The sequence below is a fragment of the Natrialbaceae archaeon AArc-T1-2 genome, assembly GCF_030273315.1.
Taxonomy (GTDB): domain Archaea; phylum Halobacteriota; class Halobacteria; order Halobacteriales; family Natrialbaceae; genus Tc-Br11-E2g1.
The window spans coordinates 1,425,584-1,441,094 of the sequence record NZ_CP127174.1 but is presented as its reverse complement, the minus strand read 5'-3'; the positions used below and the strand labels follow the sequence as shown (position 1 = coordinate 1,441,094).

Sequence of the window (15,511 nt, the reverse complement as noted above, 5' to 3'; positions counted from 1 at the left end):
GAGCCAGCACGCGACGGTAACCGGAAGATTCGTCTCTCGGTCCGGACGTCTTCCGAGCGGTGATACGACCGTACGCAGGATTTTCGGCGGTTTCGATTCGTTTTCGATAATATCCCCACGACCCATACCGGCGTCACGACGAACGGGAGGATAAAAGACGGAGTCGCGTCTCAGAGGCTGTGAACCCCAGTCGAGCTGTTAGCGCAACAATTCTCGTCGTCGACGTGCGTCGCGAACCACGCCACCGCGTCGTCGGTGACGTCCAGCAACTCGAGATCGTGGACGTTCCACTCGGCGACGGACCGGTCGTTGAACTCAAGGCCGGCGTCCGACACACCGACGACGCCGGTCGCGTAGAGCCCACCGAAGGAAACGACGAGGGCGACGACGAACACGCCAGCGATCTTCCCGAGCCGTCCGATCATGGCCGACGGAACGACTGTCACAGAAAAGATGGTGACAGCAGGCCAGACACACGTTCAACGGCCGGATCACCCGGACACCAGCTCACAGGTCCATGACCGACAGTATCACTTCGCGACCTCGAGCAACGCGACCCGCTCACGGACCAGCTCCTCGAGGGTCGCGTCGGTCGCCGCCCGTTCGGCGTCGGTGATCCCGAAGAACGAACACAGAACTTCCTCGTCGTACTCGCCGAGTGTCGGTTCTCGGTCGACGACCGCCTCGAGCGCGTCGAGGTCTGCGAGTGCGTCGTCTTCGTCCTCGCCCTCGATCAGGATGACGGCGCGGTTCTCGCCCGGCGAGAGCCCCATCTCGAGGGCGCGGTCGATCTGTCGACGACCCGCAGCGTACAGCAAGATCTCGACGGCCCGATCGCGGGCGACGTTCTCGCCGCGGTCGACCGCCCGGTCGGCGAGTGCCACGGCGCGTTCGAGGTGGCGACGGTCGGCGACGTAGCGGGCGTCGAACGCCTGGATCGTCACCCCGTGGCGGGAACCGATCTCGTCCAGCCGGGCGAGGAAGCTATCGAGGTCGTCGACGTCGACCCGGGTCTCGAGTAGCTCCATCAGAAATCACCCAGGCTGGACTGGCTCTCGGCGCGGTCGGGGTCTGCGTCCGCGCCGTCGCCGTCGGTCGTCTCGTCGCGCTCGGTCGGTTCGCCGTCGACGTCGGCCCGCGGTTCGACGCCCTCCATCGAGGGGTTCTCGCGACCGGCGTTCTCGAGGACGGTCTCGGCCGTCTTCTCACCTCTCAGGGCCGCGAGAACGACTCCCTTGTCCGCTTCACGCAGATCGACGGGCGTCTCGAGGCCGACCTCGTACAGTCGGCGGGCGCGCTTGCGACCGACGCCACGTATCGAGACGAGCTCGAGCAGCTCCTCGCGGACGCCGTGTTCGACGCGTGCCCGGGCCTCACGGACGGCGGCAGTCCACTCGCTGTCGAGTTCGGCGGCCAGCGATTCGGCCGCACCGAGCAACCACTCGGCGGTGTCGACCTTCCCACGGAGGTCGCCGGGCCCGATCTTGTAGCGCTCGGTGATCCGCCCCTCGTCGTCTTCGCTCGCCCAGTCCTCGAGCAGCGTCCCCGTCTTGAGTGCGGCGAGCCAGTCCTCGAAGCGGTCGTCTTCGAACTCACTCGGCGCGTTTCCGAGCAGTTCGTCTTCGCGCTCGTAGAACAGCTCGCCGTAGGTCTCGTCCTCGCCCGACCGGAGGTAGAGTTCGTACATGTCCGGCGTGCGGGCGACGAGCTGGTAGAGTCCGAGCGCGGTCGGGCGCTCGTCGGCCGACTCGAGGCCGTAGACGATCTCGGCGGCGCTCATGGGATCGAGGTAGAGCCGAGAGACGGTGTGGCCGAGACTCGTCGCCTGCAGGTCGACGGTCGCCCCGTCGGTTCCCCCGGCGTCGTCGAGGTCGGCCGCCGAGACGAACGCGTCGTCCTCGTTCTCTCCCCGGGGCTCGCCGGGACCGTCGCGCTCGATGAAGTCGTTTCGCTCGAGGTAGGCGAGTACGTCGTCGGTGACAGCCTCGAGCCGGCCCGGTTCGCTCGACTGACTCGCATAGAGGGTCTCGGAGAGAAAGTCGAGCAGCCCCTCGCGGGTGCGGGCGAAGCCGGAGGCGACCGTCGCCAGCACGTGGGTGCGCAGGGCGGGTTCGGCGGCGAGTTTCGAGCGGACGGGTTCGGGATCGGCCCAGACGTACCGATCGAACAGTTCGTCTTTCTCGTCGTAACTGCTCGCGAGCAAGACCGCCTCGCCGTAGGGATCGAGCCCGGGACGGCCCGCCCGGCCCATCATCTGGTGGACCTCGAGGACGTCGAGCGGTGCCATCCCGCCGGCGCTGGGGTCGAACCGCCGCCAGTCGCGGACGATCACGCGCCGGGCGGGCGTGTTGACCCCGGCCGCGAGCGTCGGCGTGGCGGCGATGACCTTCAGCAGTCGCTCGCGGAAGGCCTCCTCGACGAGCGAACGATGATCGCTCGAGAGCCCGGCGTGGTGAAAGGCCGCGCCGCGTTCGACGCAGTCTGCCAGATCCGCGCTCGTCTCGGTGTCGCTGACGTCGCGAATCTCGTCGGCCAGATCCGCGAGTTGCTCGCGTTCCGCGTCCGTCAGCGCCCGGGTGGTGACCCCCGAGAGACGACTCGCCGCCGCCTCGGCGTTGCGTCGAGAGTTGACGAACGCGAGCGAGGAACCGTCCTCGCCGAGGATGTCCCGGACGAGTGCCTCCTCCTGTTTTTCCGTACCCTCGACCGGGACTTCGCGGGTCGAGCCGTCGTCGAACTGGACGGCGTTGCCGTAGTGGACGCCGGTTTTGAGGTCGATCGGCCGCCAGTCGGTGTCGACGAGGTCGGCCTCGAGCCAGTCGGCGATCTCGCCGGCGTTGCCCACCGTCGCCGAGAGCGCGACGACCTGCAACGCGGGATTGAGTTTGCGGAGTTTCGCGAGCGTGACCTCGAGCGTCGGCCCACGGGAGGCGTCGTCGACCAGGTGAACTTCGTCGGAAACGACGCAGGTGAGCTCCGAGAGCCACGAGGCGTCGTTTCGCACCAGCGAGTCGACTTTCTCGCTGGTGGCGACGACGATATCTTTCGTCGCGAGCCAGTCGCTCGTCGATTCGTAGTTACCCGTCGCGACGCCGACGGAGACGTCGAATGCCTCGTAGGCCGAAAACTCCTCGCGTTTCTCGCTGGCGAGTGCTCGGAGCGGGACGATGTACAGCGCCGTCCCGCCACGCTCGATCGCCGACAGCATCGCCAGGGCGGCGATCATCGTCTTCCCGCTCGCGGTCGGCACCGCGGCGACGAGGTTCTCGCCCTCGAGGACGCCGGCCTCGACCGCCTCGGCCTGTGGCGGGTACAGCTCCTCGATGCCCTCCGTCCGGAAGTGCTCGAGGGCACCCGCGGGCAGCCCCGACAGCTCCTCGACGTTCATTATCCGGGGTTGGCGCGTCCAGTGGTTTAAACTGTCGTCTCTCGCTCGCTCGAGGACGATCGCTCCAGAGCGCACTTTCGCTCTCGCCTGTGGAACAACAGGTCGGCACTGGTCTTGAACACGACCAGCACGACGAGCACGCCCATCGGGCTCTGAGTGAGCGAGGTCGCGCCGAGCCCGAAGATGAGCGTCAGCCCGAGCACCCAGAACCGCGGTGCAGGTTCGACCAGCAACGACACCGGACCGCGGTGTTCGAACTCTCGAAGCCCGACGTACTCGTACCAGTACGAGAAGATGTGATAGCCGACGAGACTGACGGCCGCGAGGGCGACAGCGTCCGGACTCGCCGGCTCGAGCGCCATCTCCTCGGCGAACGGAATGATCAGGAAGAACACGCCCGCGAAGAGCCAGAATCCGGCGTAGTTCCGGACGAGAGCGACGGCGACCGTCCGGTTCGACTTCCCGACGTACGACTCGGGCGGTTCGCCGTCGACTGTCGTCCACGACCGAATAGCTTCGGGGTCGTCGGTGCCCGCTGCGCGGCGAATCTTCGCCACGTAGATCGCCCCAATGACGCCGGTTTCCAGCCAGTAGACCATCAGGAGAGCGTGTGCCTGCCAGTCGTACCACCAGATCGCGACCACCGACGCGAGGTTCGCGAGGAGAACGGCGACAAACGCCGTCTGCGACCGCTTCCACGACGAGTACACACTGAGGAATACGAGCGGCTCGAACCAGTAGTGTCTTTATGAATACTGGCGGCGATAGACCGATAGACGTCGCGACCGAATCACACGCTGATGGTCGACCCCGACCCGGACCGCGTCCTCGTTCCCACGCTGGGTCTCCCCCGCGAAGCGGAGGCTCTGACCTACGCCCTCGAGACGTTTCCCGACGCCGAGATCACTGTCCTCGTCGTCGTCACCCCGCTCGACGCGCCGCTGAGCGAGGGTGGCGTCCTCGAGCGAAGCGAGGACCGGACGAGCCAGGCACGCGAGAGCGCGACCGAACTCGTCGAACGCGTCGATGGAAACGGGCGAGTCGAGATCATCACGGCCGAAGAGCGACCCGGAACCGTCGTCCCGCGTGTCGCGAGCGAGGAGGGGTTCGACCACGTCGTCATGGGTGGTCACAGGGCCGAGACGAACGGGCTCGTGCGACGGGTCCTCGGCCGCGACGTCGCGACGACCGTCGTCGAGCGAACCCCGGTTCCCGTCACCGTCCTCGAGTGATTTCACGACCGAATCCGAAGGGTTCACCGTCCGCCGCGATCGTTCGAGTACCATGGTCCGGTGTCGGAACTGCGGCGAGGAGATCTCGAGACACGACCTCGAGTGTCCCGACTGTGGCTACAACCCCGGCTCGGCGATCAGACGCTTCGGTGCCGGGCTGGTGATCTTCGGTGCCGGGATCGCGTTCGTCTCGCCGCCGATCGGTCTCTTCGGCATCTTCGCCGGAATCATCGCCATGGGTGGCAGTTATCTGGTGACACCCGCCGAGTGATCGAGCGTCGGTATCGCCGTGTTTACCCGCCGGCGACGGTCGCGAACAGCCGATAGACGCCGAAGCCGACGGCGATCGAGGACGCGAGCGTGAGCAGCCAGAACGTGACGGTGAATCCGATCTTGCGCCGGGAGACGCCGGCCGAGCCGCCGGCCAGTCCGCCGCCGACGACCCCCGAGAGGATGATGTTGTTCAGCGAGATCGGGATACCGAGTGCGATCGCGAGCTGGGCGATGACGAACCCGGGGACGAGCGCTGCGATCGACCGACGGACGCCAAGCTGGGCGTACTCCCTCGAGGTCGCCTGCAGCAGTCGGGGCGCGCCCATCCACGCGCCGGCGAGGATGCCGGCCGCACCGAGCGAGAGCAGGGCGATTCCGGGCAGGCCCAGTCCCTCCCGAAAGAGGTTCTCGAGGGGACCGGTTGCGAGCCCGACCTGGGAGCCCCCCGAGGAGAAGGCGACGATGCCGCCGAGCACGAGCAGGAACGAACGGATGCCGCGCTCGACGGAAGCCAGCACCCGTCTACGGACCCAGACGGCAGCAAGCAGACCGGCCGCGAGGGTCACGAGGACGACGCCGAGATCGACGGTGCCGGCGATGGTAGGGCCGCCGCCGAGCCGACGCGAGAGGAAGGTTGCAAGCGTCCCCTGGGCGGCCTCGGGGTCGGGAATGACGCCGAGGCGGACGTTCGCGAGGATCGCACCGACGAAACCCGCAAGCAACGGAACGCCGACCGTTTCGGGAACGTCGTCGCGACGGAGGACGACCGCGGTGGCGTAGGCGAGCCCCCCGGACATGAACGGGACGAGCAGCCAGAACGTGCCGAGTCGTCGGTAGGTGGCCATCGCGGGATCGCCACCGAGCGAGAGGCCGACACCGACCATCGCCCCCGTCGTCGCAAACGCCGCGGGGATGGGATAGCGCGTGTAGATCCCGATCGCCATGAACGTCGCCGCAGTCAACAGGCCGGCGATAGCCGCAAGCGGCGTGATCGTCACGCCGTCTATGAGATCCGCGCCGACCGTCTCGGAGATGCTCCCGCCCTGGGCGATCGCCCCCGCGGCCGCGAGCACCCCGATGACGAACGCGGCCTGCATCGTCGAGATCGCGTTCGCGCCGATAGCAGGTGCAAACGGTGGTGAGTTACTGTTCGCACCGAGCACCCAAGCCATCGACAGGCACGTAAGAACAGCAACAGCGACGAGAACGGCGAACGAGAGCGCAACCATTCCGTCCGTTGATATTCGGCGTCGAGGGATAACCGTTCTCCCGAGAGGAACGTATCTACAGCAGTTCCTGTGTGGTCTCGAGGGTGTCCTCACGGTCGTCCCAGTCGACGAATAGGGCGACGCTGGTCGCGCTCGTGATCACGTCGTGGATGTCGATGCGAGCCTCCGCAAGCGGAGAGACGATCTCGCTGATGATGCCGGGCCGGTTCGGGAGATCGCCACCGGTGACCCGAACCACGGCGAGCGGTTCGTCGACGGTGACACTCGAGAGCGCGTCCTGTTCGACGACTTCGCGGTGGAGGATGTTCTCGGCGAACTCGGCCTCGTCGGCGTCGACGTAGAACGTGATGGTGTCCATCCCGCTTGCGACCGCGTCGATGTTGACGTCGTTGTTTCCGAGCGCGGCCGACAGCGACTGGAAAACACCGGGCTGGTTGCGGATCGCGCGGCCGGCGACAGTGAGACAGGCGAGCGGTTTCTCGCGCATGTCGACGAGGTTCCTGAACTCGCCTTCGATGCTGGTTCCGCCCGAGAGCAAGTCGCCGTGTTGGTAGTGGACGACCCGGACGTCTAAGTTGCTGTCTTTGTACGACAGCGCGGAGGGCGCGACGACTTCGGCTCCGCGGAACGAGAGGTTCCGGAGCTCGTCGACTGAGATCTCGCCGACGTTTCGGGCCCCTTCGACGACGTTCGGGTCGCCAGTCATGACGCCCTCGACGTCGGTGACGATGACGACCTCGTCGGCGTCCATGTAGTTGCCGAGCATGACGGCCGTCGTGTCGCTGCCCCCACGGCCGAGCGTCGTGATCGAGCCGTCGTGAGCCTGTGCGAGGAAGCCGGTGACGACCGCAACCTCCAAATCCAGATTCGAGGCGATCTCGCGTGCACGCTCGCGGGTCGTCTCGACGTCGACCTCGCCGTGTTCGTCGGTGATGACCGGCCAGTCGTCGCTTCCGGGTTCGAAAAAGCGGGCGTCGACGCCACGAGCCGAGAGCGCGGCCTTGAGCATGCGGACCGACGTCCGTTCGCCCATGCTGACGATCTGGGCGCGGTCGGCGTCGTCGACGTCGAAGGTGATCTCTTCTAGGAGTTTGTCGGTCGTCGCCCCCATCGCGCTGGCGACGACGGTGATCTCGTGGCCGTCCTCGACGGCGGCGGCGATGGAGTCGGCGGCGCGGTTGATCCGGTCGCCGCTGCCGAGGCTCGTCCCGCCGAACTTCGCTACGACGCGCATACGTTCACCCCACTGACGTGTGAACAGCCGGTGGATACGGTCATATGGACTACCGTTACCAGAGCGGGCAGATAACTGTGTTCATCTCCAAACAGCGCGGAAACCGGGTCGTTTACCGCTGGTCTCGAGTACTCCTCTCTCGGTCGCCACCGGATCGGACGGCCCGTCGGCGGGGTAACATTCACATCCGTGGGTGTCCTTGTCATACGCCGATGAACGTACGGGACGCGCTCGAGGCCGACGCCGACGCGCTGGCGGCGATCGCGGACTCACCGACCGACGTAATGCGAAATCTCGTCCACGATCGCACGGTGCGCGTGGCGGAAGAACGAACCCACGATCCGAACGCTGACGTCTCGGAAACACAGTACAACGGCTCGAACCCGGAGGATCTGCTCGGGTTCATCAGCTTCGACGCCCAGGCCGAGACGGTCCACGTCACACAGATCGACGGCACCGAAGACGCCTGTAAACGGCTGCTCGCCGAGCCGGTTCGGTTCGCCGAACGCGAGGGGATGAACGTCGAGGTGCTCGTCCCACTCGGGGACGACCGGGTCGAAGACGCCGCCAGGGAACTCGGATTCGACGAACGCGGGTTCGGTCCGCGATTCGACGGCGCACGAACGGTCCGGTTTCGACTCGAGCCGAGTTCGAGGGGGACTAACTGAACTTCTGGACGGTCACATCGAGCGTGTCGAGGTCGACGATCGGCGCATACCCCGAGTCAGGATCGATGTTGACACTCTCCTGGAAGTCGGTCTGGGCCTGCCAGCAGCCGGAGTTGATCGCGAGCACGTTGTGGTACTTCCCGAAGCCGAGTTTGTGGACGTGGCCAGTATGGAAGACGTCGGGCACCTCGTCGATGACGAGGTAATCGTTCTCCTCGGGAGCCAGCCGGGTATGACCGCCGAACTGCGGTGCGACGTGGCGTTTCTTGAGGAGGTGGTACATCGCCCTGTGGGGGTCGTCGTAGCTCGCTTTCTCCTCGGGGAGTTCCGCGATCACCTCGTCTAAGCTGACGCCGTGGTACATCAGCACGGAGACGCCCTCGATCGTCACCGTGGAGGGGTTGCTCACGATGCGAGCGTCGTGAGCCGACATGAGCTCGCGCAGGTCCTCGTCGAAGCCGGGTTGGGGCTCAGCGAGGCGGACCGCGTCGTGGTTGCCCGGAATCATGACGATCTCCATATCCCCCGGAACCGACTTCAGGTGCTCGCTGAACGCCTCGTACTGCTCGTAGATGTCGACGATCTCGAGTTCCTCGTCCTGGTCGGGGTAGACGCCGACGCCTTCGACCATGTCGCCGGCGATCAGCAGGTACTCGACGTGGCGGGCCTCCTCGGTGTGCAGCCAGTCGGCAAACCGGTTCCAGGCCCCGGCCATGAACTCCTGGCTGCCGACGTGGACGTCGCTTATCAGTGCCGCCTGCACGTGTCGATCCGCAGTCGAGGGCTCGTGCGTTCGGGGTACGTCCGGGAAGTACATCGAGTCGACGAAGGCGATCCCCGAATCGTCCGACAGCGTCCCCGCCATCGCCAGGGCCTCGTCGTACAGCAGTTCGTCGACGAGGTCGACGTACTCCCGATCCTTCATGACGAGCCACGGGAACGTGCCGGTGGCGTCCTCGAGTTCGATCAGCCAGTGGCCACTCGCCGTCGAGCGCACGTCGTTGACCAGTCCGACCATCGCGACCTCCTCGCCGCCGGGCATGTCCGCGATCGCACTCGCCGGCCGGTGGTTGACCCGCCCGCGGAGTTTCGAGCCGAGTCGCTCGAGCCGGTCGCGAAAGACCGACACGAAGTCGTCGTACTCGCCCGTTCCCGTACTCTGGCCGGTCATGTCGCCGTCGATCTCGAGGTCACGAAGCGTGGGGTCGACCGACCGATCGACCGTTCGCGTCGATCCCGCCGAGGCCTCTGCCACCTCCGACCCCTCCATTTCAACTGGAGACGCCTCGCTTTCGTGTGGCGTCTCGGTGGGGGGTGCTCCAGTTGAAGTGGGGGGGTCGTCGACGCCGTCGACGGAAGTCCCGCTATCGGACGACTCGAGGATCGACCGGACGTGATCCGTCCGCACGACGAGCGTTCCCTCAGCTGTGGCGTCGACGACGCGTTCGATCGTCGCGGCCGGATTCTCCGAGGACGCGATCAGGGTCACCGCCTCGCGTTCGACGTTGTAGCCACGGCTCGTGAACGCGTCGACGATCCGGGCAGACCCCTCGAGTGGCACACCAGTCGGGTTTCGTGAGTTTCGAAATAAGGGTGACGAATGTCCGGCTATCGGCATCGGTCCACGACTGGCACGAACAGAAGGTTGATTGCCGGGCCCGGCAAAGAAGGAGGCGATGAGCGGTCCCGGTCCGGACGACTCCTCCAGCGGCCCCCACGATAGTCGCAATAGCCGTGACGATGAAGGGGAGTCCGACGGCGACCACGACGACGATCGACGACGTGACGACCTGTCCCGGTCGGAGCACGACGGGAGAGACGACGACAGTGGATCAGACGGCGACGGATGGGCCAAACCACGTGGCGATTCAGGCCCTCACGACACCGGGTCCAGTCGACGCGCCGACGGCGATCGACCGACCCGTTCCGGCGGGGTGACGATCGAAGACGACGGCGTCGTGCGCTGGTTTCTGAAGTCGGACGACGGCACGGTGACGATGATCCGTGACGTCGCAAGCAGCGTCGCGATCGTCCTCCTGATCGGGCTCGTGCTGTTCGCGGTCAGCGGCGTCTGGCCCCCGCTGGTCGCCGTCGAAAGCGGCAGTATGGAGCCGAACATGGAACGTGGCGACATGATCTTCGTCGTCGACGAGAACCGCTTCGTCGGCGACGAGCCGATCGACGGGACCGGCGTCGTTACCTACGAGAACGGCCAGAACGGCGGCCACGAGAAGTTCGGCGAACCCGGAGACGTGATCATCTTCGAGCCCAACGGCGACGAGTTTCAGACCCCCGTGATACACCGAGCTCACTACTGGGTCGAAGAAGACGACAACTGGGTCGACGAACAGGCGGATCCGGAGCATCTCAACGGCGCTACCTGTGAGGACCTCACCACCTGTCCGGCCGACCACGACGGATTCATCACCAAAGGCGACGCGAACTCGGGCTACGATCAGGCAGGCAGCGGTGCTCCGACGGACGTCGTCAGCCCGGAGTGGGTCACCGGCAAAGCGTCGGTACGCATTCCGTGGCTCGGGCACGTTCGACTGGTGTTTGACTCGCTGCTCGTGAGTTCGCCGTCACAGGCCGGTTCCACACCCGGACCTGGCCCCAACCTCGGTCCCGACAGAGGACCCGCCTCCGGCGGCTCGAGCGGCCTCCAGGTCGGTCTCGTCGCCGTCGCGAGCGTCGCCGCGATCGCCGGCAGCCGTCGTCCGGGAAGCTGGTAGCGGGCGTCATACTATCGGACGTACCTGTGTGACGATTCGCGCCACCCCGGGGCGGCGCGAATCGTTCACGACGTACGTCCGGCAGTATCAGTTATCGAATCGCGCCTGGACGAACGGCTGGACGTCCTCGATATCCGACAGCCGAGAGTCCGACTGCAAGACGACTTCCGTCTCCTCGAGCGGAACCGAGAGGCTGATCTCTTTCGTGCGGCCGTACCGTCCCTTCGAGACGACGACGGCGTTGACGATGCCGAGCATGTCGAGTTCGCTGATGAGATCGGTCACGCGACGCTGGGTGAGGACGTCGGCGTCGATCTCCTCACAGAGGCGTTTGTAGATGTTGTAGACCTCGCCCGTGTTGATGCTGTGGACGCCGTTTTTCTCGAGTAGAATGATCGAGAATAGAACGAGTTTGCTCTGAGTCGGCAGGGTGCGGACGACCTCGACGACTCGATCGAGTTCGATCTTGTCCTGTGCCCGGCGGACGTGATCCTCGACGATCGTCTCGGACTGGGAGCGTTCGGCGAGTTCGCCCGCCGTCCGCAGGAGATCGAGCGCCCGCCGGGCGTCTCCGTGTTCCTGTGCGGCAAAGGCTGCACACAGCGGGATGACGTCCTCGGAGAGCGCACCGTCTTTGAACGCCACTTCGGCCCGGTGCTGGAGGATGTCCCGGAGCTGGTTTGCGTCATAGGGCGGGAAGACGATCTCCTCCTCCCCGAGCGAGGACTTGACGCGGGGATCGAGAAAGTCGGTGAACTTCAGGTCGTTCGAGATGCCGATGATCGACACCCGGGAGTTCTCGAGTTCGGAGTTCATCCGCGAGAGGTTATACAGGGTGTCGTCGCCGCTTTTCTCGACGAGTTTGTCGATCTCGTCTAACATGATGACGACGACGCGCTCTGAGTAATCCACAGCGTCGAAGAAGACGCTGTAAACCCGGTCGGTCGGCCATCCGGTCATCGGCACCTCCTCGAAGGAGTCGCGATCGGTCTCGAGCGAGTCGATCCGTCCGTCGATCTCGGCGGCCGAAGAGAACTCCGTCTCCGCCAGCGGATGGTCCTCGGCCGATCCGTCAGACCCCTTCGTTTCGACTGGAGATTCACCGGACGGCGAGGTGGAACCGTCCGTATCGAACGCATCCGAAGCGTCGGTTCGGTCGTCGACGCCCGGATCGTCGGGATCGAACAGCGAACCCGCCGTCGAGTCGGTACTCGAGTCCGCACACCCCTCCTCGTAGGTTTCGACTGCCTCACGAAGTTCTTCGAGGGAGGCGATTCGATCCTCGATGAGCCGTTCGTTCTCCTCGATGAACTTGTTCGCGAGCTGGGCGAGTACGCGATACTGCGTGTCGGTCACCTCGCAGTTGATGTACTCGACGTCACACGGAACACTGTACTTCGAGGAGGTGCTCTCGAGTTCCTTGCTGACGAACTTCGCACTCGCGGTCTTTCCCGTGCCGGTCTTGCCGTAGATGAGGATGTTCGAAGGCGTTTCTCCACGCAGCGCGGCGACGAGGATCGTCGCCATCTTGTTGATCTGGTCGCTTCGGTGGGGAAGTTCGTGTGGCGTGTACGAGGGGCGAAGTACCTCCTTGTTCTCGAAGATCGGTTCGCCACTGAGCAAATCGTCGAACAGTCCCTGACTCGAGTCCTCGTCGGTCAGCTCTCCCTCGGTTAGATCGGTCTCCGCGAGGTCCGTCGCGAACCCGCGTGCCGACTCGAGGTCGAGGTCACGACCCGGATCGGTTCGGTACTGATCGTCGTCAGACATCTGGCGTGCACGTACCCCCTCGTTTCAGGTGGAAGGTCGACCCGAGCGAGAGTGTTTCGGCTCGTACAGACTACAGAAAGCCGTTATCGAGATTTCGATAGTTCCCTCGGGTCCAGTTGATGCAATCGAACCAGAGGAAAGACTAGATATTAAATTCTTCCCTTCCGCTGAACGTTGTTATCCTCTATTAAGTGTTGTTACGCGCACGAAGTGAAATATGTGTGCGGTACGGTCTCTCTCGAGGTCGAGTCATACTGCCAGCTGTTCGTCGTGTGAGACTCTCGCCGTTACCGGAGGCGAGAATCGTCACACAGTTACAGCCGACAGTATCAGAAACGTGGACGAGTCAAACGTGTCTCGAGTGTGGCGACCGTGAGAACGGTTCGCCACGAGGATACGTTGACGTGTCCGTGTGAGTTCGGAGTGTAGATCCCATAGTGATCCAGCAGGTGTCGGCGAGACCGCGTGTGTCCTGCACATTGTTGCCGTCGAAGATTGAATGGTATTGAGGACAGCTGGAAAGGATCTGAGATGGGAGAGAGATACTGGACCCCCCCACCCCTTCGTTTCGAGTGCAACTCTGTGAGAAGGGAGGGGGGAGAGGGGGGGGTATCTAGAGTAGGAAGATTCAAGTGAAGCGAATAGAAACAGTATCCGCAGTCCTAGCAGATCTAACTTATTACTAGATGTGTTGTATTTAGTTACTAGAGAGAATCAAAAACGCGGCTGTCTGCCTCCCGAATTACTAGAACCATCTCCGGACCAAATTCCGGCATCTCACACCTGTAAACGTGCGTTCGATGGGAACGAAAGGTGGTATTGCCCGTATTTCCGGAACGAACGTTCGGCAGTTTCCACCCGAAACGAAGGGGTGGGGGGGTCGGCAATCGGGTAGGCCACCGTCACATCAGCTTGCTATCCTCGCCCATCCCTAATATCGTTGACACTCCCGTCGGGTGAATCACAGAAGGCTGTCCAACACGACCCGTCCCTGGGGAACGATCGCACGATCGGCGTTCGCGTTCGAAGCGTCGTTATCGTCACCGATAATTCCGCAGTTTTGGATAGTAAACATGTCTGACGTAGGCTTAAGTGAATCGAGCGCAGTATTACGCGCAGACGCACCCCGTGGTGCCCGGAGGACCTAAGGATGGGACTGTTCACAGGACTCAAAGATAGTATCTCTCGCGTTACGGATCGCCTGTTCTCCGAACAGGAGCCGAAGCGAATCGGCATCTACGGACCGCCAAACGCCGGAAAAACGACGCTGGCAAACCGTATCGCACGTGACTGGACCGGTGACGCAATCGGAAAGGAAAGCCACGTTCCTCACGAAACAAGACGCGCGCGACGGAAAGAAAATGTCGAGATCGAGCGCAACGGTAAGTCAGTCACCATCGACATCGTCGACACGCCGGGGGTGACGACCAAGGTCGATTACGAGGAGTTCACCGACGAACTCGAGGAAGACGAGGCCATCCGACGGTCCCGCGAGGCGACCGAGGGCGTCGCCGAAGCGATGCACTGGCTCCGTGAGGACGTCGACGGCGTCATCTACGTTCTCGACAGCGCCGAGGATCCGATCACGCAGGTCAACACGATGCTCATCGGTATCATCGAATCTCGCGATCTTCCCGTGTTGATCTTTGCAAACAAGATCGACCTCGACGAGGCAAGCGTCAAGCGGATCGAAGACGCGTTTCCACAGCACAAGACGATTCCACTCTCGGCGAAAGAAGGCGACAACATGGATGAAGTGTACGAGAGCATCGCGGAGTATTTCGGGTGATACCGATGCCGGAAGCTAAAGAACACGACGACGTCGACGGTGCAGACGGTGTCCAGATCGACCTGATCAGCGGCCAGCGAATGGCCGGCATGGCGACTATGGAGAAAATCAGGATGATCTTAGACGGCGTTCACGACGGAAAGATCGTCATCTTAGAGGAGGGGCTCTCGCCGGAAGAGGAGAGTAAACTCATCGAGGTGACGATGTCCGAGATCAGCCCGGACGAGTTCAACGGAATCGAGATCGAGACCTATCCGAAAGGAAGCGGCAGCGGCTCTTCACTGCTTGGCCGTCTGATGGGCTCCGACGACTCGGACGCCAAACTGACCGTCATCGGACCGGCCGATCGGATCGAGACGCTTCACAAAGACGAGACGCTGATTAGCGCGCTCGTGTCCCGAGACTAATGCCTCACCAGTGTACGAACTGTGGTCGCGAGTTCGAAGACGGCTCCAAGGAGATGCTCTCGGGCTGTCCGAGCTGTGACGGGAACACGTTTCAGTTCGTCCCGAAAGCGGACGCCGGCGACGATTCCCTGAACTCGAGTCCAAACCCGAACTCGAGTTCACCACCGCCGTCTACAGACGGGGCAGTCTCTCGAGCGGCCGAGACGGTTCGTGAGTGGGTGTCCGACGACGACTCCGAGACGTCGTGGCCGCCGGCCGACGAGGGCGGATCGGCATCGGAGACGTTCCCGGAGTGGCCGGAGTCGGCACGCCGACCAGAGGATCGATCCTCGAGTGCAGACGAGACAGCCAGCGTGACCACGGAACCGACGACGACCGACGAGAGCGCCGACCTCTCTGAGGACACGGCGCAGACGGACGCCAGGAGCGAACTCGCCACCTCCGAGGAGATTCCCTCGGATACCGGCTCCGTTGATGCCGCTGCCGACGCGTCGTCGGAACGAGACGAAATGCCACCGGATCGCGGTGACGACGGGTCCACACCCGAGTACGGACAGGTTGTCAGCGAGCCGTCCGCCGACCGGCCCTCGCTCGAGGAACTCCGTGACGAACTCAACGACCAGTTCGAGAGTATCAAGATCGTCAGCCCCGGCCAGTACGAGCTCAACCTGATGGAACTGTACAACCGCGAGGAGTACATCGTCTCGTTACAGGAGGATGGCCGATACGTCATCGACGTCCCGGACTCCTGGCGAAACGGCGACGAGTGATACGGATTGCTGTAGCGAT

Annotated in this window: 15 protein-coding genes; 7 read left to right on the top strand and 8 right to left on the bottom strand. The window is 63.9% G+C overall.

Annotated elements, in window-relative coordinates; translation table 11 throughout:
* Window positions 1-170: 170 nt before the first annotated feature.
* The 4 genes from QQ977_RS07425 to QQ977_RS07410 form a co-directional block, all read right to left on the bottom strand.
* Window positions 171-425, bottom strand: a complete 255-nt coding sequence (locus QQ977_RS07425) for a hypothetical protein (protein WP_285928516.1) — start codon at window positions 423-425, stop codon at window positions 171-173.
* 105 nt (window positions 426-530) lie between these two features.
* Window positions 531-1,028: a KEOPS complex subunit Cgi121 gene (cgi121, locus tag QQ977_RS07420; protein WP_285928515.1), complete on the bottom strand. Its 498-nt coding sequence runs from the start codon at window positions 1,026-1,028 to the stop codon at window positions 531-533.
* A complete protein-coding gene (locus QQ977_RS07415; RefSeq protein ID WP_285928514.1) occupies window positions 1,028-3,388 on the bottom strand; it encodes an ATP-dependent DNA helicase in 2,361 nt (786 codons plus the stop codon). Before QQ977_RS07415 ends, cgi121 begins: the two co-directional genes overlap by 1 nt.
* Window positions 3,389-3,414: 26 nt before the next feature.
* Window positions 3,415-4,098, bottom strand: a complete 684-nt coding sequence (locus QQ977_RS07410; RefSeq protein WP_285928513.1) for a DUF6498-containing protein — start codon at window positions 4,096-4,098, stop codon at window positions 3,415-3,417.
* A gap of 90 nt (window positions 4,099-4,188) precedes the next feature.
* Between QQ977_RS07410 and QQ977_RS07405 the strand changes: the two genes are divergently transcribed.
* Together QQ977_RS07405 and QQ977_RS07400 are read left to right on the top strand one after the other, a co-directional pair.
* Window positions 4,189-4,620, top strand: a complete 432-nt coding sequence (locus QQ977_RS07405) for a universal stress protein (RefSeq protein WP_285928510.1) — start codon at window positions 4,189-4,191, stop codon at window positions 4,618-4,620.
* A 52-nt stretch (window positions 4,621-4,672) separates the two neighbouring features.
* On the top strand, window positions 4,673-4,891 hold the full coding sequence (locus tag QQ977_RS07400) for a hypothetical protein (protein ID WP_285928508.1): 219 nt from the start codon (window positions 4,673-4,675) through the stop codon (window positions 4,889-4,891).
* Window positions 4,892-4,913: 22 nt separating this feature from the next.
* Here QQ977_RS07400 and QQ977_RS07395 read toward each other — a convergent pair whose 3' ends face one another.
* Together QQ977_RS07395 and QQ977_RS07390 are read right to left on the bottom strand one after the other, a co-directional pair.
* Window positions 4,914-6,122, bottom strand: a complete 1,209-nt coding sequence (locus tag QQ977_RS07395; protein WP_285928506.1) for an inorganic phosphate transporter — start codon at window positions 6,120-6,122, stop codon at window positions 4,914-4,916.
* Between the two features lie 55 nt (window positions 6,123-6,177).
* The gene (locus QQ977_RS07390) at window positions 6,178-7,356 is read right to left on the bottom strand and encodes an aspartate kinase (RefSeq protein ID WP_285928505.1); all 1,179 of its coding nucleotides are present in this window, start codon (window positions 7,354-7,356) and stop codon (window positions 6,178-6,180) included.
* A gap of 212 nt (window positions 7,357-7,568) precedes the next feature.
* On the opposite strand from QQ977_RS07390, the gene QQ977_RS07385 reads away from it, so the two are divergent.
* Entirely contained in the window at window positions 7,569-8,024 is a 456-nt protein-coding gene (locus QQ977_RS07385; protein ID WP_285928504.1) for a hypothetical protein, read from the top strand.
* Here the strand turns inward: QQ977_RS07385 and QQ977_RS07380 are convergent.
* On the bottom strand, window positions 8,017-9,585 hold the full coding sequence (locus tag QQ977_RS07380) for a DNA-directed DNA polymerase II small subunit (protein ID WP_285928503.1): 1,569 nt from the start codon (window positions 9,583-9,585) through the stop codon (window positions 8,017-8,019). The two genes, QQ977_RS07385 and QQ977_RS07380, sit on opposite strands and share 8 nt — an antisense overlap.
* 115 nt (window positions 9,586-9,700) lie before the next feature.
* Here QQ977_RS07380 and QQ977_RS07375 point away from each other — a divergent pair, with 115 nt between their 5' ends.
* Window positions 9,701-10,756, top strand: a complete 1,056-nt coding sequence (locus tag QQ977_RS07375; protein WP_285928501.1) for a S26 family signal peptidase — start codon at window positions 9,701-9,703, stop codon at window positions 10,754-10,756.
* Between the two features lie 87 nt (window positions 10,757-10,843).
* Here QQ977_RS07375 and QQ977_RS07370 read toward each other — a convergent pair whose 3' ends face one another.
* Window positions 10,844-12,526: a Cdc6/Cdc18 family protein gene (locus QQ977_RS07370; RefSeq protein ID WP_285928500.1), complete on the bottom strand. Its 1,683-nt coding sequence runs from the start codon at window positions 12,524-12,526 to the stop codon at window positions 10,844-10,846.
* Window positions 12,527-13,676: 1,150 nt separating this feature from the next.
* Between QQ977_RS07370 and QQ977_RS07365 the strand changes: the two genes are divergently transcribed.
* Genes QQ977_RS07365 through QQ977_RS07355 form a run of 3 tightly spaced genes read left to right on the top strand, consistent with a single transcriptional unit; the run spans window position 13,677 to window position 15,492 of the window.
* Window positions 13,677-14,315 (top strand): Era-like GTP-binding protein, encoded by a 639-nt coding sequence (locus QQ977_RS07365; RefSeq protein WP_285928499.1) that lies wholly within the window; start codon window positions 13,677-13,679, stop codon window positions 14,313-14,315.
* 5 nt (window positions 14,316-14,320) lie between these two features.
* The gene (locus tag QQ977_RS07360; protein ID WP_285928498.1) at window positions 14,321-14,722 is read left to right on the top strand and encodes a DUF2073 domain-containing protein; all 402 of its coding nucleotides are present in this window, start codon (window positions 14,321-14,323) and stop codon (window positions 14,720-14,722) included.
* Window positions 14,722-15,492: an OapC/ArvC family zinc-ribbon domain-containing protein gene (locus tag QQ977_RS07355; protein WP_285928496.1), complete on the top strand. Its 771-nt coding sequence runs from the start codon at window positions 14,722-14,724 to the stop codon at window positions 15,490-15,492. The genes QQ977_RS07360 and QQ977_RS07355 overlap by 1 nt, the downstream gene beginning before the upstream one ends.
* Window positions 15,493-15,511 lie beyond the last annotated feature (19 nt).